Here is a 22,544-nt window from a genome sequence, read left to right as displayed (position 1 = left end):
CCGTTCGTCGAGGTCGTACCGGTTCCTCGTTCTACGGCGGTTCGCCCGTTCTACCCACACGTGTCGATCCGTCGCCTCGTTCGAATCCGCACCCGGAGGGTTATATATCGGAACGAGCCAGACGTCCCGTGCGTCGAATCGCGTCACTTCCCGACGATCGATCCCTCGTTTGCCTCCTCGTCGTCGGTCTTCTCGCGGGAGCCCTCCTGGCCGTTCCGACAGTCGCCGGGGCGGGTGGGGCTGGCGTCCACGGTCGTCCCCCCGCCGACGTGGGCGGAACATTCCCGAACGCGCCCTCGTCGTCGGGTACCCCGAACGAAACGCCCTCGAACGGGACGATCGTCGAGCTGTACCCGAATCCGGTCGCCGACGGTGACGTCGGCGAGTACCTGATCGTCGACCTCCCGGTCGCGGGAAACTGGTCGCTCTCGGACGGCCACCACGAGACGCCGCTGCCGAGGAACGCCTCCGGGCGGACGATCCTGAGCCGTAACCCCGAGGCCGCAGCTGCCCACGTCGACGACGAGGTGCTTCGACTTCCCGGATACCTCCCGCTCGCGGACGACGGCGACCGAATCACGCTCGCCTTCGAGGGGATCGCCGTCGACTCGGTGCGCTACGAGCGAGCCCCCGAGGCGGAGGTGTGGAACCGCGAGTGGGAGGGGGGCGGCTACGGAACCGGCCGTGGCGGTTGGCGACCCTACGGCTATGAACCCCACGACCTGCCCGGACCGCACGGTCCCGCGGACGTCGACGTCTTCGTCCTGCCGGACGCGAGCGAGGCCCCTCACTCGGCGGTGACCGGAGCCGAGGAGCGCATCCTGCTCGCGGGCTACACGTTCGAGTCGGCGCGCATCGCCGAGGCGCTGATCGCGGCCCACCGCCGCGGGGTGACGGTCCGGGTACTCGTCGAGGGACGCCCCGTCGGCGGGTTCTCCGGGGGAACCGCTCGAACGCTCGATCGGCTCCTCGAGGCCGGGATCGAACCGCGCGTCCTCGCCGGCGACCGACGGCGGTTCTCCTTTCACCACCCGAAGTACGCGGTCGTCGACGACCGGGCGGTGGTGCTCACGGAGAACTGGAAGCCGTCGGGCACCGGCGGCGCCGGAAACCGCGGTTGGGGCGCGGTCGTCCACGACGGGGGGTTCGCCGCCGATCTCGCGGACGTGTTCGACCGGGACGCGAGCGCCGGGGACGCGATCCCGTGGCGACGTGCCCGATCGAATCTGACCACACACGGGTCCACGCGTTCCACCGAGGAGTACCCGACCCGGTTCGAACCGCGGCGAACGACCGCTAACGAGGTGGAGCTCCTGTTGGCGCCGGAGAACGCCGCCGATCGGCTCACCGAGCGGATCGACGCCGCGGACGACCGGATCCTCGTGATGGTTCCGCGAACCGCCGGGCCGGAGTGGCGGCTCCTCGAGGCGGTCATCCGTGCGGCCGACCGCGGCGTCGAGAGCAGGGTGCTGCTCTCGAACGCGTGGTACGACCGCGAGGAGAACGCGGCCCTCGCCGCTCGGCTGAACCGACGGGCCGACCGCGAGGGCCTCCCGCTTTCGGTGGCGGTGACCGAGCCGCGTGGTCGCTACGGCAAGATCCACGCAAAGGGGATGGTGATCGACGATTCGGTCGTGATCGGCAGCCTCAACTGGAACGAGGCGGCGGCGACGACCAACCGCGAGGTTCTCGTCGTGCTCGAGAGCCCGCAGGCCGCCTCCTACTTCGAGGCGACCTACGCCGCCGACTGGCGCGGCGGGGGCGTCCAGCTCCCGATCGGGCTCGCGGGAGGGGTCGCGATCGCGGCGGCGACGGTCGCGGTCGTCGCCCGCCGGGAGGTGTCGTTCGTCTAGTCCTCCAGCACGGTCGCGGACGAGAGCGCCTCGTCGATCTCCGCGTCGGCCATCTTGCCCACGAGCGTCTCGATGACCTCGCTGCGGCGTCCCTTCACGAACTTGATCGAGCCGACGACGAGGTGGCCGCCGCCGGAGACGCCGGCGCCGGGAAGCTCCTCGTTGAGCTCGGTTACCATGGTCGGGATGTCGAGTCGGACCCCGTCCGAACGGAGGACGGCGAAGTCCGGACCGTATCCGATCGTGATGACCGGATCGCCCGTCTCCTCGACCTTCGTGTCGTGGAGCTTGCCGGTCGTCTTTCCGGGCGCCGGATAGGTGAACCGGTGTGCGTACTCGTCGAGGTCGATCCGGTAGAGGCGAGCCCCGGAGGCAAGCCGCTCGTGTTCGACGTGCTCCTCGACCGCGTCGATCTGGCGTTCGACGTCACGTTCGGCCCGTTCGGAGAGGAACTCGACGAGCTCCCCGTGACGATCGGGGTCCGGACAGTTCACGTCGAGGACGTCGTTGACGAGGGTCTTCCCCTCGGAGTAGCGCAGCCAGTGGGCGGCGTAATCGAGCGCCTCGCCGATGTCGAGGACGTGCGAGCGGTCGTATCCCGCGTCCGCGGCCAACGAGAGGTACTCCGACATCGCATCCGCCTTCGATCGGTCCGAAAGCCCCGCGACGGCCGGGACGTGGTCGAGTTCGCCGTCGATCGTCGGGTCGATGAGTCGGGCGAGTTCGACACACATCATGCCGGTCGTGATCCGGTAGTCCTCGCCGTGGAGGTAGGGGTTGACGTGGGCGTCGAGGAGGGGTTCGACGGCCTCCGGGTCCGGGTGGTGGTGGTCGACGGCGACGATCGGGATGTCGTAGTGGGCGAGGTTCTCGTAGGCGGGGACGTCCTCCTCGGTCGAGCCGTTGTCGAGCATCAACAGAAGCGGAAGCTTCTGGCCGTGCCTCGCGCGGCCGCCGAGCGCGAAGTTGAGATCGCGAGTGACGTCCTCCATCTCGTAGTACGGGGCCTTGCTCGGGAGTCGCTTGAAGAGGTGTCGCGGCGCGTCGGCGTCCTCGTGGACATCGCGGATGAAGTTCTCGAGCGCGTACTGGACCGGGATCGCGGCGCACATCCCGTCGCCGTCGGCGTGGTGTCGCGCGCGGATCGGTCGCCCCTCGAGGACCGTCCGCCGGAGCCGCCTCGCGACCTCGATGAGGTCCTCGCGGATCGGCTCGAAGGCCTCCCACTCGATCAGCGGATCGACGTCAGCGGGCTCGGAGCGCTCGGCGAGCGTCTCGTCGATCCGTTCGCGAGCGGACCGCGCGCGTTCGTCCTTGAGGGGCTGCATCGAGTCGACCTCGATCTGGAGCGCGTCCTCGCGCGTCTCGACGTCGCCCTCGACGCGAACCAGATCGCCGACCTCGATGTCGGGATAGGCCCGTACCCCGGCCTCCTCGAAGGCGGCACACGAGACGATGCCCGTCGCGTCAGAGACCGCGAAGATCGTGGGGCCCCCGGTCTGTTTGGCCTGGACGATCTCGCCCTCGACGGTGACGTTCTCGGCCGGCTTGAGCCCGCGGATCCGGGCGATCGTCGGCTCGTGTTCGACGATCTCGGTCCGGTAGTCCTGTAGATCGACGTCGTCAAAGGCGACGTCGCCGTTCTCGCGAACCTCCTCGAGCTTCACCACGAGCCGGTCGCCGACCTCGTAGGACCCCGAGAGGTTCGACTCGTGTACGAGTCCGGAGACGGAGTCGGAGACGTCGACGAAGACGCCGTAGTCCACGACGCCGTTGACCTCGGCGTGGTAGTGGGCGCCGACCTCGACGTCGGCACGGGTGCAGTCGGGGGCCAGATCGTGGACGACGGGACGGTCGTCGTCCGACTCGTCCGACTCGTTCGGGTCGTGGGTCTCATCGACCGGATCGGTTCCGGCGTCCGCCGGATCGTTGCTGGCGTCAGCCGAACCGTCGGCGTCGTCGGATCGTTCGGCTGCGGCGGCTTCCTCGACGTACTCGAAGCTGTCGGCCTCCGTCGAGCCGTCGGCGTCGGAATCGGGACTCGAATCGTCCCGGGTGCCGGAATCCCCGGCAAACTGATCGGTCATGGAAAGCGGTTCGCGGCCGGCGCGTGTTAAGCTTGTTATCTCGATCTCTCGGCTTCCCCAACCGTCGACCCCGTGGTCGATCGGTCGCCGACCTTCGGGATCGCTTCATCGGAGCCGTCGTCCGGAATCCCTTTGAGTCGACGGCGCCCAGTGTCGCCCATGCGCCTGTTCCGGTCGAAGGACCTCCTGGGGATCGCCCGGGAGACGATGGAGTTCGTCCTCGAGGCCTGCGAGGACACCCACCCGAACGAGTACATGGGGTTCCTGCGGGCGGAGGACGCGAGGAAACTCGATCTCGACCGGAACGGACAGGTGATCACCGACGTGCTCGTCATCCCCGGGACGGAGTCGAACCCGGTCAGCGCGACCGTCCGATCGACGATGAAGCCGAACGACCTCCGGTCCGTGGGATCGGTCCACTCTCACCCGAACGGCGTGCTCCGCCCGAGCGACGCCGATCTGGCCACCTTCGGCCAGGGCGAGGTCCACCTCATCGTGGGTGCGCCCTACGGCTGGAGCGACTGGAAGGCGTTCGACAACGAGGGACGGCCGACGACGCTCGATGTTCTCGACGTCGATCTCCCCGAGTCGCACTTCTTCGATTTCACCCAGGCCGACATCGACCGCGAACTGCGCGAGGAGGGACGCGAGATCGATCGGGACGTCGACGACGGGAGATGGGACGATGGACGCAGAGAGGGCGGGAGACGGAAGGAGGGGGGCGACGGCGGACGTCGAGATGAGCAGGACGACGGCGGATCGATCCTGGGGTGGCTGCGATGACCCGCGTCCTCGCGCAGGGCACCTTCGACCTACTCCATCCCGGACATCTCCACTACCTTCGCGACGCGGCCGGCCACGGCGACGAACTCCACGTGATCGTGGCACGCCCCACGAACGTCACCCACAAGCGACGGCCGATCCTCCCGGCCGAGCAGCGCCGCGAGATGGTCGCCGCCCTCGATCCGGTCGACGAGGCACACTTGGGCCACGAGTCGGACATCTTCACGCCCGTCCGGCGCCTCGATCCGGACGTCATCGTCCTCGGATACGACCAGCATCACGACGACGAGGCGATCGCCGGGGGTCTCGCCGATCACGGGATCGATTGCCGGATCGAGCGGGCGACACCCCGAGAGAAGCGCTACGAGGGCGAGCTGCTCTCGACGGGACGCATCGTGGATCGCGTCCTTTCGGAACGCGGAGGCGAACGCACACCGGACGACGATTCCGAACGTGATGACGGAGTCGACGGAGTCGACGGTCCGCGTGCGTGAACCGAAGCGCGGAAGCTATATGTCGCGGTTTCCAACTCCAGAACGGTGACTCGCCAGGACCGATTTCCGGCGTTGCTCGCGGCGACGACGATGGGCGTGTACCTGCTTCTCGTCGTCGGCGCGACGGCGACGCTTTCGGACGCGGCGACCGCGTGTGCCGCCTGGCCGGCCTGCGGTGACGGATACACCCTCCCCGCGGAGACGGTCGGCTGGATAGCGATCGGCCACCGTCTGGCCGCGCTCGGCGTCGGTGCGCTCGTGGTCGCGACCGTCGTTTCCGCGTTCCGCCGGTCGACCTCCCGCCGGGTTCGCGCGTCGCTTTCGGTCGTGTTTCTCGCCTATCCCGTTCAGGCGGGACTCGGCGCCTACGTCGCGACCGCCGACGCGTCCGCCGTGACGTCCACGCTCCATCTCGGCGTCGGGATCGCGATCTTCGCCGCGGCCATGGCCGCGTTGACGTGGTGGTTGGAGGCGGAGACCGGCGACCCGGACGAGTCGGTCGACGCCGTCGGCGACGCTGACGCGGTCGCCGACCTCGACTACGTCGACGGGACCATCGACGGCACCGTCGAGCCCGCCGGCGACGCGTCCTCCCCGGTTCCGGAGTCGGGGCTGCCGCGTCTGCGGGCGACCGCCGCGGCCTATTTCCGGCTGATGAAACCCCGGCTGATGTGGCTTTTGTGTCTCGTCGCCGCCGCGGCGATGGCGCTGGCTGGCGGTCCCGGATTCACGCCCCGGACGGTCGCGTTGACCCTCGCCGGCGGTTCGATCGCCATCGGGGCGTCGGGGACGTTCAACCACGTGCTCGAGCGCGACGTCGACCGGCGGATGCAGCGGACGGCCGACCGGCCGCTGGCCGTCGATCTCGTCTCGGTCCGCCGTGCGACGGCGTTCGGGCTCCTGTTGACGGCCCTCTCGGTCGGGCTGTTCTGGCTCGTGAACCCGCTCGCGGCGGGACTCGGACTCCTGGCGATCGTCTTTTACAGCGTGGTCTACACGCTCGTGCTCAAGCCGAACACCGTCCAGAACACCGTCATCGGCGGCGCCGCCGGCTCGCTGCCGGCGCTCATCGGCTGGGCGGCGGTGACCGGCGAGGTGGGCGGCGGGGGGCTGCTTTTGGCCGCGCTCATCTTCCTTTGGACTCCCGCCCACTTCTACAACCTCGCGCTCGCCTACCGAGAGGACTACGCGCGCGGCGGCTTTCCGATGATGCCCGTCGTCCGCGGGGAGACGGCGACGCGTCGCCACATCCTCTGGTACCTCGGCGCTACGCTCGTCGCGGCCGCGATCCTCGCCGCCACCGCCGACGCCCTCGGGGTGCTCTACGTCGGGGTCGGGGTCGTCCTCGGCGCGGTCTTCCTGTGGGCCGTGGTCAGGCTCCACTACGAGCGCACCGAGTCGGCCGCGTTCCGGGCGTTTCACGCCTCGAACGCGTACCTCGGCCTCCTGTTACTGGCCGTCGTGATCGACTCGATGGTCGTGTGATCGCCGCTCGCCGTGGCTGCGATCGCCGACCGCTATGGCCGTGATCGCCGATCCCAAAGAGGAATCCTTAGGCGCGTTCGAGACCGACCGGGATCCATGACCGGAACGTCCCGCGCGGACGGGGTCGGCGACGACGGCAGCGACGGTCGAGACGGAGCGGTCGCCGCCGGCGCGGACCGCGACCACGGCGACGGTGACGACGATGGCGACGGGCCGGCACGGCGGGCGCTCTCGGCGACCGACGTTCGAAAGGCGTACGGCGACGTCCGCGCGCTCGACGGCGTCGACCTCGCGGTCGACCGGGGAGAGGTGTTCGGGCTCATCGGCCCCAACGGCGCCGGCAAAACCACGCTCGTCCGGGGATTCACGGGGACCACCGACGTCGAGGGGACGGTCGAACTGCTCGGCGCGGATCCGACCGACGCCGATCCCGAGCGGATCGGCCTGCTTCCCCAGTCGTTCGACCCCCCAGCCCGCCTCACGGCGCGTGAGCTGCTCGAGTACTACGCCGGACTGTACGCCCAGGCGCGATCCGTCGACTCCGTGCTCGCGGACGTCGGGCTGTCGGACGACGCTGACGCGTGGTACGAGACGCTCTCCGGGGGTCAAAAGCGTCGCGTCTGTGTGGGTACGGCCCTCGTCAACGACCCGGAGGTGCTGTTCCTCGACGAGCCGACGACGGGGATCGACCCCGCGGGCCGCCGCGACGTCCATCGACTCGTCCGCGATCTGGCCGCTGGCGGAACGACGGTGCTCGTGACGAGCCACGCCATGGACGAGATAGAGCGGCTGGCGGACCGTGTCGGGCTCATCCGCGAAGGGCGGATCGTCGCCGTCGGAACGCCGTCGGAACTGATCGCCGAACACGGGGGCGAACCGACCCTCTCCGTGCGGCTGTCGGATGGCGCGGCGGCGGACGGAGCCGAGACAGCCCTGCGGGCAGTGACCTCGCGAACGCGTTTTTCGGCCGCACGGGGTCGAGACGGGGCGTCCGTGGGTAAAACCGCGGACCTCGTCGTTTCGGGGGTCGAACCGGCGTCGATCGACGCGGTCGTCGAGGCGCTTGCGGCGGCCGGCGTCGAGGTGGAGTCGCTCTCGTGGAGCGAGCCGACGCTGGAGGACGTCTACCTGGAACTCACCGGGGAGACCTATCGTCCGACCGCTCTCGAAATGGCCGAAAGCGGAGGGGATCGATGAGTCGCATTGGACGCGTTCGATCCGAAGCGCTCGCGGCAACGCGGTCGTTCCTCCGGCGGCGGACGGCCGTCTTCTTCACGTTCTTCTTCCCGGTCATCCTCGTGGTCATCTTCGGCGCGCTCGTCCGGACCCAGCCCACGGGCGGCGGCCTGTTCGCGGAGCCCGCCGGGTACTACCTCCCCGGATACGTCGGCGTCGTCGTGTTGTTCACTCCCCTCTCGCGCGTCGGCTCCGAGATCGCACGCCACCGCGACGGCAACCGCTTCGAGAAGCTGGCGACGACGCCGCTGTCGCGCGGCGAGTGGCTGTTCGCACAGACGCTCGTGAACGTCGGGATCATCGGCGTCGCGAGCCTGCTCGTCTTCGGCCTCGTCGTGGCGATCACCGACGCGACGGTGCGCGCGAGCCCGTCGCTTCTGGCGCTCCCGGCGTTCGTCGTCGCGGGGGTCGCGACGTTCTGCGGGGTCGGCGCACTCATCGGCTCGTTCGCCGACACCCAGGACGGCGTCATCGCCGCGAGCAACACGATCGCGTTGCCGATCCTCTTCCTCTCGGAGACCTTCGTCCCGCCGGCGCTGCTTCCCGGCTGGTTCCTGCCGGCCGTCGACGCCTCGCCGCTCACCTACTTCGCACGCGGCGTGCGGGCGATCACCTACGACGGCGGCGCGTGGGGACTCGAGCTTGCGGTGCTCTCGGCCCTCGCGGTCCTCGCGCTCGCGCTCGGGGCGAGGGCTCTCCCCCGGACGGACTGAACCCTGCTGTGCACGGATCCTTCCGCGGACGGATCGATCGTCGATCGTCCCCGGTGAGGGTGCCAGCGGGTCAGCGATCGGTCCCGTCCGGTTCGTCCGATTCGTCCGGTTCGTCCGATTCGTCCGGTTCGTCCGATTCGTCCGGTTCGTCCGATTCGTCCGGTTCGTCCGGATCGCGTTTCCGGTGCTCGTCGAGCCCCTCGATCGGATCGCCGGAAGCGACCTCCGCCCCGGGATCGATCTCCGCCCCAGACTCTGCCGTCGGGTCCGCCCACTCGAATCCCTGCGTTCCACGGGAGCCTTCCGCCTCCCGGCGGTCCGAAAGCGATCGCTGCAGCCGCGTTTCGAGTTCGTCCCGAATCAGGTCGGCGTCGCTCGCCTCGACGTCGAGCGCGGCCGCCTCGTGGCCCAGGAATCCACCGGACCCGGCGGTGTCCGCGACGACCGTGGCCACGTTCCATCGCCGCTGGAAGACGGTTCGGGTGTCGACGACCGTCTGGATCCGGTAGTAGGGGACGACCCTCGTTCCGCGCCTCCAGAACCCGGATCGCGTGAGGAGGTGGTCCTCGCCGAGCCAGTACCCCCGATGGGCCCACTTGTAGTGGGCCGCGAGCGGCGCGAGGACGGCGAGTCCGGCGACGCCGTACCACGGCAGCGACGCCGCGACGTAGCGATCGACGCCGAACGCGATCGCCGCGAGAACGGCGACGACCGCCAGATACCGGATCGCATACCGAACTCGGACCCGGGAGGGCGGTCGCTCGAACTCCGGGTCGCCGAAGGTCTCGATCTCCCGTGCCAGGTCGAGAACGCGTTCACGTCTGGCGATCGGGATCGCTGCCTGGCTGCCGTAGTCGCCGCCCCCGCCGGGCGCGTAGCCCGCGGTCTCGATCGTCAACGTCGCGTAGTCGAGCAGTCGCTTGGCCGGGTTGTCGGTGATGTGGAGGGTCTGGACCTTGCCGGTCGGGATGGAGCCCGAATACTGCCGGAACAGCCCGCGGTCGTAGCGCAGTTCGTCGCCGGCCCTGCTCAGCGTGAAGCCGTAGTAGTTCGAGATCGCGATCGCCGCCCCGAGGAGCCAGGAACCGACGAACAACGCGGCGACGACTCCGAGACCGGCCATCGTGACCGCGATCGCCGTGAGATCGGGGAGCATGCTCGAGAGGACGGGAACCGACCCGGACGCGAGGAAGGCGAGCAGCCCGATCAGGCGCGCATCGAACGAGAGCGCGCCGACCAGGGCGAGTTCCGTGGACGAGAGTTCGAACAGGACGGTTTCCGATTCGTCCGCCGACACGCCCCCGGCGGCGGCTTCCGTCGCACCGCTCGACGCCGGGGAGTCCCCGTTTTCCGTCTCGTTCTCCCGTTTTCGCCGTTGGATCTCGGATCTGAGCCAGTCGGCGCGCTCGGCGGTGACGTACCGGATCGCCCCCTCCGTCGAGGATCCGCCGGCGGTCTCGAGATCGACGGCGGCGATCCCGAGCAAGCGCTGGAGGACGCTTCTGGAGACGTCGACGTTCTGGATCCGTCGGTACGGGATCTCCCGGTCGCGGCGCGAGATCACCCCGGATCGAACGTCGAAGGTGTCCTCCGTCAGCTCGTACTCGAAGCGGCGATAGCGAGCCACCTCGTAGGCGAGCGCCCCCGCGAGGGCGACGGCCGCGGCCCCAAACGCGAGGGCCGTCTCGAAGCTTCCGGCGGTTCCGATGAAGACGACGGCGACGAGCAGGCTCGAGACCCGCTTCACCGCCCGGTAGGGGATGGAGACCGGCGCGAGCCTCACACCGCGTCCTCCCCCTCCGCGCGGATCGCGAGCCGCTTGAGCCGCTCGCGGAGGTCGTCCGCGTCCCCCGGCGAGAGCCCCGGAATCCGGACGTCGGCGCCACGGGATCCGGCCGTGTAGACGACACAGGAGGCGAGTCCCGCGATCCGCTCCGTCGGGCCTCGGCTCGAGTCCACGTGCTGGATCCGAACGAGCGGGACCACCGTCCGGACCTGCGTGATCACCCCGCGTTCGAGGTAGAGCGCGTCCTCGCGGATCTCGAAGCTCCACCGCCGATACCGAAGGAACGCGTGCGTCCCCGCGAGGAGGAGGACGACCCCTCCGACCGCGAACGCGATCCACTCTGGAGCGTCGAGGACGGCCGTCGCGGCGAAGGCGATGGACGACAGGATACCGGCCAGCAGGACCGCCTGAAACAGCCAGAGCACGCGGATCCGCGGGTGTAGCTTCCGATCGGTCACCGTTCGTCCTCCCGGAGGACTGCGAGCATGGCTCCCGATTGTGCGTCGTCCGGTATAAGTCTCCGTGGCGCGGGGTTCACGCCGTCGAGACGAGGTAGACGCCGCCGATCGCGAGCAGGATGCCGATCGCCTTTCGCGCCGTGAGCGACTCGCCGAGCGCCAGAATGCCGATGATCGACGAGAACACGAGGAAGGTCGCGAAGATGGGGGTCACCACGCTCACCGGTCCGAGCGCCAGCGCGCGGTAGTACGCGAGGATGCCGACCGCCAGACAGGCACCGGCGGCCACCACGTAGCCCACCTTCGGGCTCGCGAGGTGTGCGGCGACGTCGTGTCCTCCCGCGACGGCGATCGCGAGCGCCGCCGCGACCAGGATCACGTTCGAGATCGCGGCGGCAACGTCGCTCGGGATCGCGTCGGCGCCGGAGGTCGCAACGCGCATGAGCGGAGCGACGAGCGCGTACGCGGAGACGGCCAGAAGCGAGTAGGGAAGGTACGGCTGCATACGCGTCGATTCTCGAGCGGAGACTTAAACGACCCCGTCGCTTCCGGGTTCCACAGGTTTATGGCGTCCAACTGACGTCCGGACGCCGGTCGACTCCTTGAGGCTTCGCGTCGCCAACGGACGTGAAGCGCGTCGTGCCGGAATCGTCCCGTTTTAACCCTCGCGGCGGCGACGGACCGACATGGAACGCCGCCAGATCGCCCCCCGGATCGGCGCGCTCGCGTCCGTGATCACGGCGGTCGTCGCCGCCGCCCCGTTCGTCCTCGTCGACGGCAACACGCAGCTTCTCGCCGCCTACTACGGGTCCGGCCCGGTCGGACTCACGGCCGTCGTCGCGTTCACGCTCGTCGGGGCCGTGGGATTCGCCTCTGGCGAGCGAGGAAACGTGGACCCGGAGGCGATGGCGGGCGGCCTCGTCGTGCTCGGCGTGGTCGTCGTCGGACTCGTCGGACTGTGGTGGGCGTCGATCGACGAGACGGTCCTCTACAGCTTCCCGAGCGGCTATCGGTGGATCGAGTGGCATCCGGTCGCCGTCTTTATCGCAGCGATCGCGGTTCTCGTCGCCGCTGGCGTCTACGCACGTTCGGTCCTCGAGTGAGTCGACCGCACGTCCTTGGGTTCCCGCTGCGCCCCGAACAACGAAAGGCCCTTATGTCAAAGCGGGCTATCGAAGGACGGACTAGGTCGGGCGGTTAGGCCCCGCTCGCAACCCGTGAGGCAGTCTTCAGCGGGGACCGAACGCCGGGGGAGTCCGGGCCGGACCGGCCCGGGCCCCGGGAGCCAACGTGGAAGCCTCGTCCGACGGGGACAGCGGTCCGCGGCGCCCGCTCGCAGGAGCGGTCCGTCGTGGTTGGTCGATGGTACCGGGTCAGGCGCGGAAGCGAGCAGCCCACCGTCGAACGTGCGTCGCTCGTCGGGTCGCGGGGTGGAGGAGGCAACCGGGACTCCCCGTGCCGGAACGCCGGGCGATCCCGGTCGTCCACCATTCATACGTCGTCTCGCACCGCCAGCCGTGGCCGTGGGTCGAATCCTCCACGGACGTTTTCACTCTTCGTTGCCTTCGCCCTCTTCGATCTCTCCGCGCTCTACGACGCCGGCGAGGACGTCCCGAAGCCGTCTCGCCTCCTCGGGGGTGACTTCCACGCTCGCGATCCCGGTTCCGTGGTCGCCCGCCGTGGTCTCGATGCTGAGGGTGAGGCGCTCGCCGTCCGCGGTCTCGACGTCGATCGCGGCGTAATCGGGGGACTCGCGCGGCGCGCCCACCGAGAGGTCGCTCTCGCCGACGCTGACGTCGATCGACGCCCGGTCCGCCCGCTCGAGATCGATCGTGCTCCAGGGGTCCTCCTCGCTCATGTGGCGACCTACGCCGTGGACCACCTTATGAATGTGGTACGTCAACACACCGTCCGCGCTTCCGCGCCGACGCTCCGGCCGGCGAGCGACCCCGACTCCGCTCCTGGCTCCGTTCCGCTCCTGATTTCGTTCCGATCCTGGCTCCGTCCCGCTCCCTGCCCCGTTGCGATCCTGACACCGTTCGTTTCTTCCGACCGCGGTCTGAGGCTCCACGCGTGCCCGGTGGACGCTCCGTCCGTTGTACGACCTGCGACCGCGTCATCGACGAGGACGTCCGCGTCTGTCCCCACTGCGGCGAGCTGCAGCCGTCGCCGATCCTCGCGGCCGCCCTCGGCGGGCTCGGTGCGGCCTCGATGCTCTTCGGAGTGCCGCTCGCGGCGTTCTCCGTCGGCCTCTCGCGGTGGATCGGGTTCGCGCTCGCCGTCGTGGGGATCGGGCTCGCCTTCGGGGGATACACGAGCTATCTCGACGCGAAGGCACGTCGTCGGGGATGATCGGTCGCCGGAATCCCCGTCAGGATCGACAGGTACGAGGGACCGCCGGGCGAATTCCGTCCATGAGCGACACCGGGGTCGACGATCCGGAAGGCGGGGAGGCGGGCGAGGAGCGGGTCGCATCGAACGGGGCTATCACGGCGCGGTACGTCGAGGCGAACGGGGAGCGCGTTCTCACCTTCGAGCGGGAGGGACGGACCGCGACGCTGGCACAGAACGCCGATGGATACGCGATGGTGTCCGTACGCGAGGGCGCGGACGGCGAGGAACTGGAGCGGTACTACGGCTTCGACATGGCGCTCGATCACGCCGCCGAGCTGCTCGCCGCGTCCCCGAACGAGCTTCCGATCCCCGAGGCGGCCGCCGACATGGGGATGTGACCGACGGTCTCGCGATTCGAAACCCTTACTCCCCGGCCGTAACACCCCTCTGTATGAGCGATTCGTCCGACGACCGGTCCGGACCCGAGGGAGACGTCGCGTGCGACGGCGGCGAGGACGCCGCCGTCGACGTCGAGGAGGTCGAACACGTCGCGGAGCTGGCCCGCGTCGACCTGGATCCGGACGAGCGCGAGCAGTTCACGGAGCAGTTCGCGGACATCCTCGGGTACTTCGAGACCCTCGATGAGGTCCCCGAACACGACCGCGAGGAGGAACTCGTCAACGTGATGCGTCCCGACGAGGTGGAGGAGGGGCTCACGCGCGAGGAGGCGCTCGCGAACGCGCCGGAGAGCGAGGACGGCCACTTCCGCGGCCCGCGGGTGTCGTAGATGGCCGACGCGGACCTCAACGCGTTCATCACCGAGGAGTCGATCGAACCAACCGGCGAGGGGCCGCTGGACGGGGCCACCGTCGCCGTCAAGGACAACATCTCGACGGCCGGCGTCGAGACGACCTGCGGGTCGCGGATGCTCGAGGGGTACGTCCCGCCGTACTCCGCGACCGTCGTCGAGCGGCTCACCGACGCCGGCGCGACCATCGTCGGAAAGAGCAACATGGACGAGTTCGGGATGGGAACGACCACGGAGACGTCCCACTTCGGTCCCACCCGAAATCCGGTCGACACGGAGCGCGTGCCCGGCGGATCCTCGGGCGGCTCCGCGGCCGCCGTCGCGGCCGACGAGGCCGACCTCGCGCTCGGCTCCGACACCGGCGGCTCGGTCCGCTGTCCCGCCGCGTTCTGCGGCGTGGTCGGGATCAAGCCGACCTACGGTCTCGTCTCGCGGTACGGACTCGTCGCGTACGCAAACTCCCTCGAGCAGATCGGTCCGCTCGCGCCGACGGTCGAGGAGGCGGCCGCGCTCCTCGACGTGATCGCGGGTCCGGACCCGAAGGACGCCACGACGACCGACGCCGGCGCCGGATCGAGCTATGCCGACGCGGCCGACGGCGACGTGGAGGGAATGACGATCGGGATCCCCGAGGAGCTGTTCGAGGGCGCCGACGAGGGCGTCGTCGAGACGGTCGAGGACGCCATCGACGACCTGGTGGCACGGGGTGCGGAGACGACGTCGGTCTCGCTGCCCTCGGTCGAACACGCGGTCCAGGCGTACTACGTGATCGCGACCTCGGAGGCCTCCTCGAACCTGGCGCGTTTCGACGGGGTGCGGTACGGCCACTCGGCGGACGGCGACGGCGACTGGAACGAGTCGTTCGCCCGGACGCGCGAGGAGGGCTTCGGCGCCGAGGTGAAACGGCGGATCCTGCTCGGGACGTACGCGCTCTCGGCCGGCTACCACGACAAGTACTACAGCAAGGCCCAGGACGCCCGGGCGTGGGTCCGATCGGACTTCGAGTCCGCCTTCGAGGACGTCGACGTGATCGCCTCGCCGACGATGCCCGTCCCGCCCTTCGAGCTGGGCGAGGGACTCCAGGACCCCCTCACGATGTATCTGGCCGACGCGAACACGACGCCGGCCAACCTCGCGAACCTTCCCGCCATCTCCGTTCCGGCCGGCCGCTCCGAGGGACTTCCCGTCGGCCTCCAGCTCGTCGGGCCGAAGTACGGCGAGGAGACGATCGTCCGCGCCGCGAGCGCCGTCGAGGAGTGACGGAGCGACGGCCGATCCGAACACCGGCGAGAATTGACGTCTTCCACATCGGTTTTCGCACGCTCGCGAAACTCGATCCATGTCCGACGCCGACGCCAATTCCGACGCCGATACCGACTCCGAGACCGATCTCCGCGAGGCACAGGAGCCGCTGAAGGAACAGTACGAGGAGGATCCCGAGGCCGCCAAGGTGACCCTCTCCGCGAGCGGCGCCGAGCAGGCCGAGGAGGGCCGCGCCTGCAACGTCGACATCGGGCGGGCGATCTACGAGGCGGAACTCCACGAGGGGGCGGGCGGCCCCGGCTCCGGCGCCTGTTCCGGCGACCTCCTCCTCGGCGCGCTCGCCGCCTGCTCGCAGCTCACGGCCCAGGCCGTCGCCGAGAACTTCGGCATCGACGCGGACGTGAGCGTCGACGTCGAGGGCGATCTCGACCTGCGCGGAACGATGGGGGTCGACGAGGACGTCCCGGTCGGCTTCGAGGACATCCGCCTCTCGGTTACCGTCGACGCCGAGGAGGACGAGATCGACCCCGACACCGCGGCCGCCTTCGAGCGGGCGACGGAGAAGTACTGCGTCGTCTACCAGACGCTCGTCGATCCGCCGGCAATCGAGACGAACTGGAACGTCGATTGAGGAGGAGCCCGCCGGCCAGACAGGCGGTCTACTTCGCGTCGTCTATCAGCGCGCGCGAGGAGTTCGCGACGACGAGCAGGCTGCTCGCCCCCATCGCGACGGCCGCGAAAAGCGGGTTCAACAGCCCGGCGAGCGCGAGCGGGATCGCGATCGCGTTGTAACAGAACGCCCAGCCGATGTTGCGTTTCACGCGCGCGCCGGCCGCCGTCGCCAGGTCGAAGACCGTCTCCACGGACCGGAGGTCGTCGTCGACGATCGCCACGTCCGCCGCGTCGGCGGCCATGGCCGTGCCGCCGCCGAGCGCGATCCCGAGGTCGGCGCGCGCGAGCGCCGGGGCGTCGTTGGTTCCGTCTCCGACCATCACGGTCGTCCCCGACGCGGAGAGACGCCCGACCGTCTCCGCTTTCCCCTCCGGGGGGACGCCGGCGAAGACCCGCGAGACCGCCTCGTGGTCGGCGAAGACGCCGGTCGCACGCTCGTCGTCGCCGGTGAGGACCACGACGTCGATCCCGCGATCGCCGAGCGCGTCGAAGGTCGCCTCCCACTCCCCGCGCAACTCGTCGCCGACGACGATCGTCCCCCGCGCCTCGCCGTCGCGGCCGACCGCGACCGGGACGCGCCCCACCGCGCGGGCCTCCTCGATCGTCCCGGCGACGTCCTCGGGAACCGTCCAGCCGCGCTCCGCAAAGAGGTCCGGATGCCCGACCATCACCGGCACGCCGTCGACGACGCCGGAGACGCCGGTCCGATGGCTCTCGAAGGAGTCGATGCGGGATCCGGACGTCGCCCCGTCGTTCGTGGTCCGTGTCGCTTCTTCGAGCGTTCCGCCGTCGGGGGCCGCCGTCCCTCGCTCGTCGCTGGCCTCCGCGATCGCGCGTCCGACCGGATGGGCGGAACGCTCCTCCAGGACCGCCGCGAGGTCCAACAGCTCCGGATCGACGTCCGCCTCGAGCACGCGCATCTCGCCGGTGGTGAGAGTGCCGGTCTTGTCGAAGACGACCGTCTCGGCCTCGCGAACCCGCTCGAAGACGGTCTCGTCGAAGACGACGATCGACCGCTCGAGGGCGTCGCGGATCCCCGAGGCGACGGCCAGGGGGGTCGCGAGCCCGAGCGCGCACGGACACGAGACGATGAGGACGGTCAGTCCGACGAGCATCGCGTCGGCCGGACTCGCCCCGGCCAGGAGGTATCCGACGGTCGAAACGGCCGCGAGGGCGAGCACGACCGGGACGAAGACGGTCGCGAGCCGGTCGGCGAGCGCCTGGATCCCGTGGTTCGAGCTCTGGAGGTCCCAGACCAGCTCCGCGATCCGATCGAGGCTGCTCGTCGCGTCCTCGCCGACCCGGACCACGAGCGCGCCGTCGGCGAGGACCGACCCGCCCACGACCGCGTCGCCGGGGCGTTTGTCGACCGGGAGGGACTCGCCGGTCACGACCGCCTCGTCGACGGCGCCCTCGCCGTCCACGACCTCGCCGTCGACCGGCACGCGTTCGCCCGTTCGCACGAGGATCCGATCGTCCTCCTCGAGAGCGTCGATCGCCACTGTCTCGGCGCGCTCGGAGTCGTTCGTTCCGACTGATTCACTCGTTGGATCCGCTCCGTCCGCTTCAGCCGACCCGTCCGATGCGTCCCCGTCGACTATCCGGCGCGCCTCGTCGACCTGCACGGTCGTGAGATCCGAGAGGAGTTCCGTCGCGCGCCGTTTGACGGACGTCTCGTAGTGGTTCCCGATCGTCACGATCACGAGGATCGCCACGGTCACGTCGAAGTAGACGTGCTCCGCGCCGACCGCGATGGCGAGCACCGAGTAGGCGTACGCGCTCACGGCCGCGAGCGCGACGAGGAGGTCCATGTTCGGCGAGCGCGTCCTGAGGCTCACGTAGGCGCCCCGCAGGATCGGCCGTCCGGTCACGACGAGGACGACGGTCGTGAGGATGCCGACGAAGCCGTAGAAGTAGGTGCTCGACCCGTGGCTCAACGCGTCCGCGAGGAACTGCGCGGTCCGCTCGCCGTAGAACAGCCCGCCGAAGTAGGTCGGATAGATGATGACGACGTACTGTAACATCACCATCATGCCGACGAGGACGCCGACCGCGAGCCGCACGGTCGCGAGCGCGTCGGCGCGACGCCGCCTGAACGCGTCGTCCCTGGCGTAGGCGTCGTATCCGAGTCCCGAGACCGCCTCCCGGAGATCGCGCTCGGAGACGGCCTCCGGGTCGTGGTCGATCCGGACGGTCTCCGTCACGTAGCTCGCGCTGGCGGCGCTCACGCCCGATTCGGCCTCCGCCGCGGACTCGATGAACGCCTCGCAGGTCGCACAGTGCATCCCCTCGACCTCGAGGAAGGTCGACTCGTGGTCCTCGGGGACCGGGTCGGGGTCGTTTCCGGCTCCCGTTCCCGCACCCTCCGTGGACGCCGCCCGCTCGCGAACGTCGGCGGCGTCCACGTCGTCGACCGAATCGAGCGCCTCGTGGACGTCCCGACAGCCCGGACAGCAGAAGTGGTTGCCGGCTCCATCGGTGACGTCCCTCGCCGGGAGGTCACAGAGCGTGCACGTCGGGGAACCGGCGTCGGTGTCTGGCTCGGTCATCGTCGGTCGGTAGGTCGATCGTCGGCCGCCGTCTCCGGGAACGTTCGGCCGCGACGTGGATGACTGTTGCGTCTCGCCGTCGATCGGCGGGGGTCGCTCTTCCTCGAACACTGGGGTCCGCTCTCCTCCGATCGACGAAGCACGCTCTCCCCCGAACGTTCCATCTCCGTTCCCACGATCAGACATGGCCTCCGGACCCGCTCAAGGGGTCGTAGAACGGGAACATCGGGTGGGGGACCGAGATCCCGAGGCTCATCAGCCCGTGGGCGAACAGGACGTATCCCAACACGACGAAGACGGCGCCGAGAAGCCGGTGGAGCCGGCGCCGGTGGACGGCGTCGACCGCCTCGATCACGGTGCCGTAGGCGAAGACGGCCGGGATCGTCCCGATTCCGAGCGCGGCCAACGCGATGGCACCCGCTTTCGGCGACCCCGTCGCGAACGCGTAGAGGTAGGCCGGATAGAGGATCGGACACGGCAACAGGCCGTGGAGTCCGCCGAGGACGACGATCCCCGGGCCGTTCGCGAGTCGGTCCACGTACGACAGGAGCCGGCCGGTCACGCGATCGAGGCCCGGCACGTGGATCCCGGCCGACGCCCTGGCGAACAGATAGCGCAGGCCGATGGCGACCACGAACAGCCCGACCGCGATCCCGACGACGCCGCGAACGAGGCCGGCGGCCGACGCCAGCGAGTCGGCGGTGACGAGGAGCGCGCCCCCGAGCGCACCCACGAGCGCGCCGATGAGGGTGTAGCTCGCCGCGCGTCCGACGTTGAAGAGGGCGTGCTGGCGGACCTCGTAGGGCGTGAGGTGTGACTCGCGTCCCCGGTCGGTCGGGTCGTCGGCCATTCGATCGGAATAGACCGTGACGAGCGGGCCGCACATCCCGATGCAGTGGGCGCCGCCGAGCAGCCCGACGAGCAGGAACAACGCGACGTCGACGCCGAGGAGATCGGCAGACGAGATCTGTGCGACGGCGGTCGATGGCGTGAGAGTGGACGGCGGCGTGACCATGGCCGGAGTGACCATCGGTCACTCCTCGACGACGACCGCTCCGATCATCCCGGCCTGTTCGTGGGGGATACAGACGTAGTCGTACCGTCCCGCTATCTCGAAGGTGTGTGAGAACTCCTCGGCGTTCTCGAGTGCGCCGCCCCGGTCGCTCCACCACTCCTCGCGTGCGGTCTCCTCGTTCCCGTACCCGCCGGTCGCGAAGAACTCGGCCTCCTCGGGGATCGCGTCCTCGTAGGCCGTGACGGTGTGGGTCCGCGCGCTCGTGTTGCGCCAGGTGACGGACTCCCCGACGGAGATCGTGATCTCCTGGGGACGGAAGGTCGTGGCGGTCATGCCGACGTCGTAGGCGTCCTCGCCGTCTCCGCGTCCTCCGCCGAGGCTCCCGAGACAGCCCGCGATCGAGACCGTCGACGCCGCGGCCGCCGCACCCCCGACGCGAGCGAGGAACCGTCTGCGCTGCATGATCGGGGATCGGGGACGACCGGGTATATGTACCGTGGTCCGATCCCGGCTCGTGGGAACACGACCTGGGGTTGGGTCGATCGGAGGGATTGGGTCGATCGAAGGTGATGGGCCGATCGGAGGGGGCCGGCTCCCGCCACGGCGTGTGGTCGGCGTCGCGCTCCGGGAGGCCGACGGATAATAAAACGTAAAGCCCCGCTGGCCGACCCGACGGATATGAAGCCGCGGTTCGCCGGGCGGTTCGGACTCGCCGACGCCGTCACGGTCACGAACGCGGCGGTGGGGTTCATCGCCGTGATCGCCGCGACGATCGACGTCGAACTCGCCGCTCGGCTGGTGCTGTTCGGAGCCATCGCCGACGCGCTCGACGGGATCGTCGCTCGCGCACGCGGCTCCTCGGCCGCCGGGGAGCACCTCGACTCGCTGGCCGACGTCGCCTCCTTCGGCGTCGCGCCGGCGACCCTCGTCGCGGTCACGGTCGTCGAGTCGGGGGCCACGTTTCCGGACCCGTTTTTCGTCCTCGGGATCGCGATTCCCGCGGTCTACGTCGCGATGGCGGTCACCCGCCTCGGGCTGTACGCCGCCTACGACCTCGAGAGCGAGGAGACGGAGGGCGTCCAGTCCACGCTGGCCGCGACGCTCGTCGCCGCCGCGGTGCTCGCGGGATACACCGACCCGGCCGTGCTCGTCGCGGGTACCGCGGTGCTCGCGGCGCTCATGGTCTCGCGGGTGACCTACCCCGACTTGCACGCCCAGGACGCCGCCGTGATGGGGGTCGTTCAGGCCGTGGCCGTGCTCCACACGGGCTACTGGGGACGCGTGTTCGCGTTCGCGCTGCTGTTTCTGGCCGGGGGATACCTGGTCTTCGCCCCGTGGTTCTACTGGCGCGACCGACTCGACGTCGGCGCCCTCTGGGGCGGGGACGGCGCCGGTAACGCCGGAGGAGGACCGAACGATCCCGGCCGACGTGACGACGATTGAGCGGATCCCTCGACGCGACCGTCGAAGTACCGACTCCGACCCGCACGGTCCAAACGCCGACTCCGAACGCCTGGTCAACACGCCGGTTCCGACCGGTTGCACGACGTTTATGTCCCCGCCGGTCACTCTCCCGGTATGAGCGAGGATTCCGCCTCGGAGAGCACGCCGGAGGGCGTTCGAATTCGCGACCGCGAGGAGCACGCGCGTTCGCCGGCGCACGCGCTCGCGTTGAACTGCCTGGCGGCCGGCATCGACGCCGCACATCCCCGGCGAGTGGTTCACGACTCGATCGGACTCGACGGCGAGACGCTTTTGATCGACGGGAGCGAGTACGACCTGGCGGACTACGACGATATCGTCGTCCTCGGCGGCGGGAAGGCCACCGCGACCGTGACGGTCGAACTCGAGTCGATCCTCGGGGACCGGATCACGGACGGCGTCATCGTGACGAACGACCCACGAGACAGCGAACGCGTCCGGGTCGAGACCGCGAGCCATCCGGTCCCCGACGAGGCCGGGGTCGCGGGCGCCCGCGCCGTGCTCGAGCGCGCTCGGACCTGCGGCGACCGGACGCTCGTGCTCGGGGTCATCACCGGGGGTGCGAGCGCGCTCCTGCCGGCCCCCGCGGAGGGTATCGACCTCTCGCAGCTGCAGGAGACGACCACCGCGCTGCTCGAGGCTGGCGCGACGATCGACGAGATCAACGCCGTCAGAAAGCACCTCTCCGCGATCAAGGGCGGACGGCTGGCGGCCGCCCTCGGTGCCGAGGTCGGTGGGTCGCCCGACGTCGCGTGTCTGTTGTGTTCGGACGTCGTCGGCGACGATCCGGGAACGATCGGGAGCGGCCCGCTCGTCCCCGACGAGACGACCTTCGAGGACGCCATCGAGGTTCTCGACCGGTACGGGCTGGACCTTCCGGACGCGATCCACGATCGACTGGAGCGCGGCGCATCCGGCGAGGTTCCGGAGACGCCGAAACCGGGCGATCCCGTCTTCGACCGCGTGTCGATCCATCTGATCGCCTCATCGCTCACCGCGTGTCTTGCGGCACGGGACGAGGGTAGGGACTCGGAAGCGATCGAGGGAGCGGATCGGGAGTCGATCGTCCTCTCCTCGCGAGTTCGCGGCGAGGCCGCGGAGGCCGCGATCTCCGCGTCCGCCGTCGCCGAGGAGATCGCGGCCTCCGGGAACCCTGTCGAGGCGCCCGCGGTCGTCGTCTCCGGCGGAGAGACCACCGTCTCGGTCTCGGAATCGGGCGAGGGCGGCCCCAACCAGGAGTTCGCGCTGTCGGCCGCGCTCGAACTCGACGTGGACGGGGTCGTCGTCGCCGCGGTCGACACCGACGGGATCGACGGCCCGACCGAGTACGCGGGCGCGATCGTCGACGCGGGGACCGTCTCCGACGCGGGACCGATATCGCCGACCGAGGCCGAGGGGGCGCTTTCGAGCAACGACGTGACGCCGGTCCTCGAGCGGGCCTCGGCGACGATCGAGACCGGCAAGACGGGAACCAACGTGAACGACCTCCGCGTGATCGTGATCCCGGAGGACGCCGACGAGTAGTC

The 22,544-nt window shown here is 69.8% G+C and carries 21 protein-coding genes, 1 other RNA gene and 1 pseudogene; 15 read left to right on the top strand and 8 right to left on the bottom strand.

Going from position 1 to position 22,544, the window contains the following annotated elements:
- Positions 1-269: 269 nt before the first annotated feature.
- A complete protein-coding gene (locus tag ACZ5YD_RS04780) occupies positions 270-1,853 on the top strand; it encodes a phospholipase D-like domain-containing protein (protein ID WP_379745017.1) in 1,584 nt (527 codons plus the stop codon).
- Here ACZ5YD_RS04780 and ACZ5YD_RS04775 read toward each other — a convergent pair.
- The gene (locus tag ACZ5YD_RS04775) at positions 1,850-3,940 is read right to left on the bottom strand and encodes a DHH family phosphoesterase (protein WP_379745020.1); all 2,091 of its coding nucleotides are present in this window, start codon (positions 3,938-3,940) and stop codon (positions 1,850-1,852) included. The two genes, ACZ5YD_RS04780 and ACZ5YD_RS04775, sit on opposite strands and share 4 nt — an antisense overlap.
- A 159-nt stretch (positions 3,941-4,099) precedes the next feature.
- Between ACZ5YD_RS04775 and ACZ5YD_RS04770 the strand changes: the two are divergent.
- The 5 genes and pseudogenes from ACZ5YD_RS04770 to ACZ5YD_RS04750 all read left to right on the top strand — a co-directional run.
- A pseudogene (locus ACZ5YD_RS04770) lies at positions 4,100-4,579 on the top strand (Mov34/MPN/PAD-1 family protein); the annotation flags it as partial.
- Between the two features lie 140 nt (positions 4,580-4,719).
- On the top strand, positions 4,720-5,217 hold the full coding sequence (locus ACZ5YD_RS04765) for an FAD synthase family protein (RefSeq protein WP_379745023.1): 498 nt from the start codon (positions 4,720-4,722) through the stop codon (positions 5,215-5,217).
- A 45-nt stretch (positions 5,218-5,262) separates the two neighbouring features.
- The gene (locus tag ACZ5YD_RS04760; RefSeq protein ID WP_379745026.1) at positions 5,263-6,702 is read left to right on the top strand and encodes a heme o synthase; all 1,440 of its coding nucleotides are present in this window, start codon (positions 5,263-5,265) and stop codon (positions 6,700-6,702) included.
- 96 nt (positions 6,703-6,798) lie between these two features.
- Positions 6,799-7,899, top strand: coding sequence for an ABC transporter ATP-binding protein (locus ACZ5YD_RS04755; protein ID WP_379745029.1), 1,101 nt, complete (start codon positions 6,799-6,801; stop codon positions 7,897-7,899).
- Positions 7,896-8,651: an ABC transporter permease gene (locus tag ACZ5YD_RS04750; RefSeq protein WP_379745032.1), complete on the top strand. Its 756-nt coding sequence runs from the start codon at positions 7,896-7,898 to the stop codon at positions 8,649-8,651. Before ACZ5YD_RS04755 ends, ACZ5YD_RS04750 begins: the two co-directional genes overlap by 4 nt.
- A 70-nt stretch (positions 8,652-8,721) precedes the next feature.
- Here the strand turns inward: ACZ5YD_RS04750 and ACZ5YD_RS04745 are convergent, their stop codons facing one another.
- The 3 genes from ACZ5YD_RS04745 to ACZ5YD_RS04735 form a co-directional block, all read right to left on the bottom strand.
- The gene (locus ACZ5YD_RS04745) at positions 8,722-10,434 is read right to left on the bottom strand and encodes a PH domain-containing protein (RefSeq protein ID WP_379745035.1); all 1,713 of its coding nucleotides are present in this window, start codon (positions 10,432-10,434) and stop codon (positions 8,722-8,724) included.
- A complete protein-coding gene (locus tag ACZ5YD_RS04740) occupies positions 10,431-10,895 on the bottom strand; it encodes a PH domain-containing protein (RefSeq protein WP_379745038.1) in 465 nt (154 codons plus the stop codon). Before ACZ5YD_RS04740 ends, ACZ5YD_RS04745 begins: the two co-directional genes overlap by 4 nt.
- Positions 10,896-10,971: 76 nt before the next feature.
- Complete coding sequence (locus tag ACZ5YD_RS04735) at positions 10,972-11,400, bottom strand: EamA family transporter (RefSeq protein WP_379745041.1); 429 nt, start codon at positions 11,398-11,400, stop codon at positions 10,972-10,974.
- A gap of 181 nt (positions 11,401-11,581) precedes the next feature.
- Between ACZ5YD_RS04735 and ACZ5YD_RS04730 the strand changes: the two genes are divergently transcribed.
- Positions 11,582-11,998: a DUF7548 family protein gene (locus ACZ5YD_RS04730; RefSeq protein WP_379745044.1), complete on the top strand. Its 417-nt coding sequence runs from the start codon at positions 11,582-11,584 to the stop codon at positions 11,996-11,998.
- 74 nt (positions 11,999-12,072) lie between these two features.
- An RNA gene (ffs, locus tag ACZ5YD_RS04725) (signal recognition particle sRNA) lies at positions 12,073-12,385 on the top strand.
- 59 nt (positions 12,386-12,444) lie between these two features.
- On the opposite strand, the gene ACZ5YD_RS04720 is transcribed toward ffs, so the two are convergent.
- Complete coding sequence (locus tag ACZ5YD_RS04720) at positions 12,445-12,753, bottom strand: hypothetical protein (protein ID WP_379745047.1); 309 nt, start codon at positions 12,751-12,753, stop codon at positions 12,445-12,447.
- 215 nt (positions 12,754-12,968) lie between these two features.
- On the opposite strand from ACZ5YD_RS04720, the gene ACZ5YD_RS04715 reads away from it, so the two are divergent.
- The 5 genes from ACZ5YD_RS04715 to ACZ5YD_RS04695 all read left to right on the top strand — a co-directional run bounded on the left by ACZ5YD_RS04715 (position 12,969) and on the right by ACZ5YD_RS04695 (position 15,931).
- Positions 12,969-13,247 carry a zinc ribbon domain-containing protein gene (locus ACZ5YD_RS04715; RefSeq protein WP_379745050.1) on the top strand — a complete coding sequence of 93 codons (279 nt, stop codon included), beginning with the start codon at positions 12,969-12,971 and terminating at the stop codon, positions 13,245-13,247.
- 62 nt (positions 13,248-13,309) lie between these two features.
- Positions 13,310-13,627 carry a DUF7111 family protein gene (locus tag ACZ5YD_RS04710; protein ID WP_379745053.1) on the top strand — a complete coding sequence of 106 codons (318 nt, stop codon included), beginning with the start codon at positions 13,310-13,312 and terminating at the stop codon, positions 13,625-13,627.
- A gap of 53 nt (positions 13,628-13,680) precedes the next feature.
- The gene (gene gatC, locus ACZ5YD_RS04705) at positions 13,681-14,016 is read left to right on the top strand and encodes an Asp-tRNA(Asn)/Glu-tRNA(Gln) amidotransferase subunit GatC (protein ID WP_379745056.1); all 336 of its coding nucleotides are present in this window, start codon (positions 13,681-13,683) and stop codon (positions 14,014-14,016) included.
- On the top strand, positions 14,017-15,297 hold the full coding sequence (gene gatA, locus ACZ5YD_RS04700) for an Asp-tRNA(Asn)/Glu-tRNA(Gln) amidotransferase subunit GatA (protein WP_379745059.1): 1,281 nt from the start codon (positions 14,017-14,019) through the stop codon (positions 15,295-15,297).
- Between the two features lie 79 nt (positions 15,298-15,376).
- Positions 15,377-15,931, top strand: a complete 555-nt coding sequence (locus ACZ5YD_RS04695; RefSeq protein WP_379745062.1) for an OsmC family protein — start codon at positions 15,377-15,379, stop codon at positions 15,929-15,931.
- A gap of 28 nt (positions 15,932-15,959) precedes the next feature.
- Here ACZ5YD_RS04695 and ACZ5YD_RS04690 read toward each other — a convergent pair whose 3' ends face one another.
- The 3 genes from ACZ5YD_RS04690 to ACZ5YD_RS04680 all read right to left on the bottom strand — a co-directional run bounded on the left by ACZ5YD_RS04690 (position 15,960) and on the right by ACZ5YD_RS04680 (position 19,998).
- Complete coding sequence (locus ACZ5YD_RS04690) at positions 15,960-18,521, bottom strand: heavy metal translocating P-type ATPase (protein ID WP_379745608.1); 2,562 nt, start codon at positions 18,519-18,521, stop codon at positions 15,960-15,962.
- Between the two features lie 178 nt (positions 18,522-18,699).
- Entirely contained in the window at positions 18,700-19,488 is a 789-nt protein-coding gene (locus ACZ5YD_RS04685; RefSeq protein WP_379745610.1) for a sulfite exporter TauE/SafE family protein, read from the bottom strand.
- Between the two features lie 66 nt (positions 19,489-19,554).
- Entirely contained in the window at positions 19,555-19,998 is a 444-nt protein-coding gene (locus ACZ5YD_RS04680) for a cupredoxin domain-containing protein (RefSeq protein ID WP_379745065.1), read from the bottom strand.
- A 216-nt stretch (positions 19,999-20,214) separates the two neighbouring features.
- On the opposite strand from ACZ5YD_RS04680, the gene ACZ5YD_RS04675 reads away from it, so the two are divergent.
- Positions 20,215-20,979, top strand: a complete 765-nt coding sequence (locus ACZ5YD_RS04675) for a protein sorting system archaetidylserine synthase (RefSeq protein ID WP_379745068.1) — start codon at positions 20,215-20,217, stop codon at positions 20,977-20,979.
- Between the two features lie 135 nt (positions 20,980-21,114).
- Positions 21,115-22,542 (top strand): glycerate kinase type-2 family protein, encoded by a 1,428-nt coding sequence (locus tag ACZ5YD_RS04670; RefSeq protein WP_379745071.1) that lies wholly within the window; start codon positions 21,115-21,117, stop codon positions 22,540-22,542.
- The last annotated feature ends 2 nt before the right edge of the window (positions 22,543-22,544 follow it).

The organism is Halopenitus salinus, from assembly GCF_055397165.1.
The sequence above is the reverse complement of the archived record's forward strand: the minus strand, read 5'-3'. Positions and strand labels throughout refer to the sequence as shown.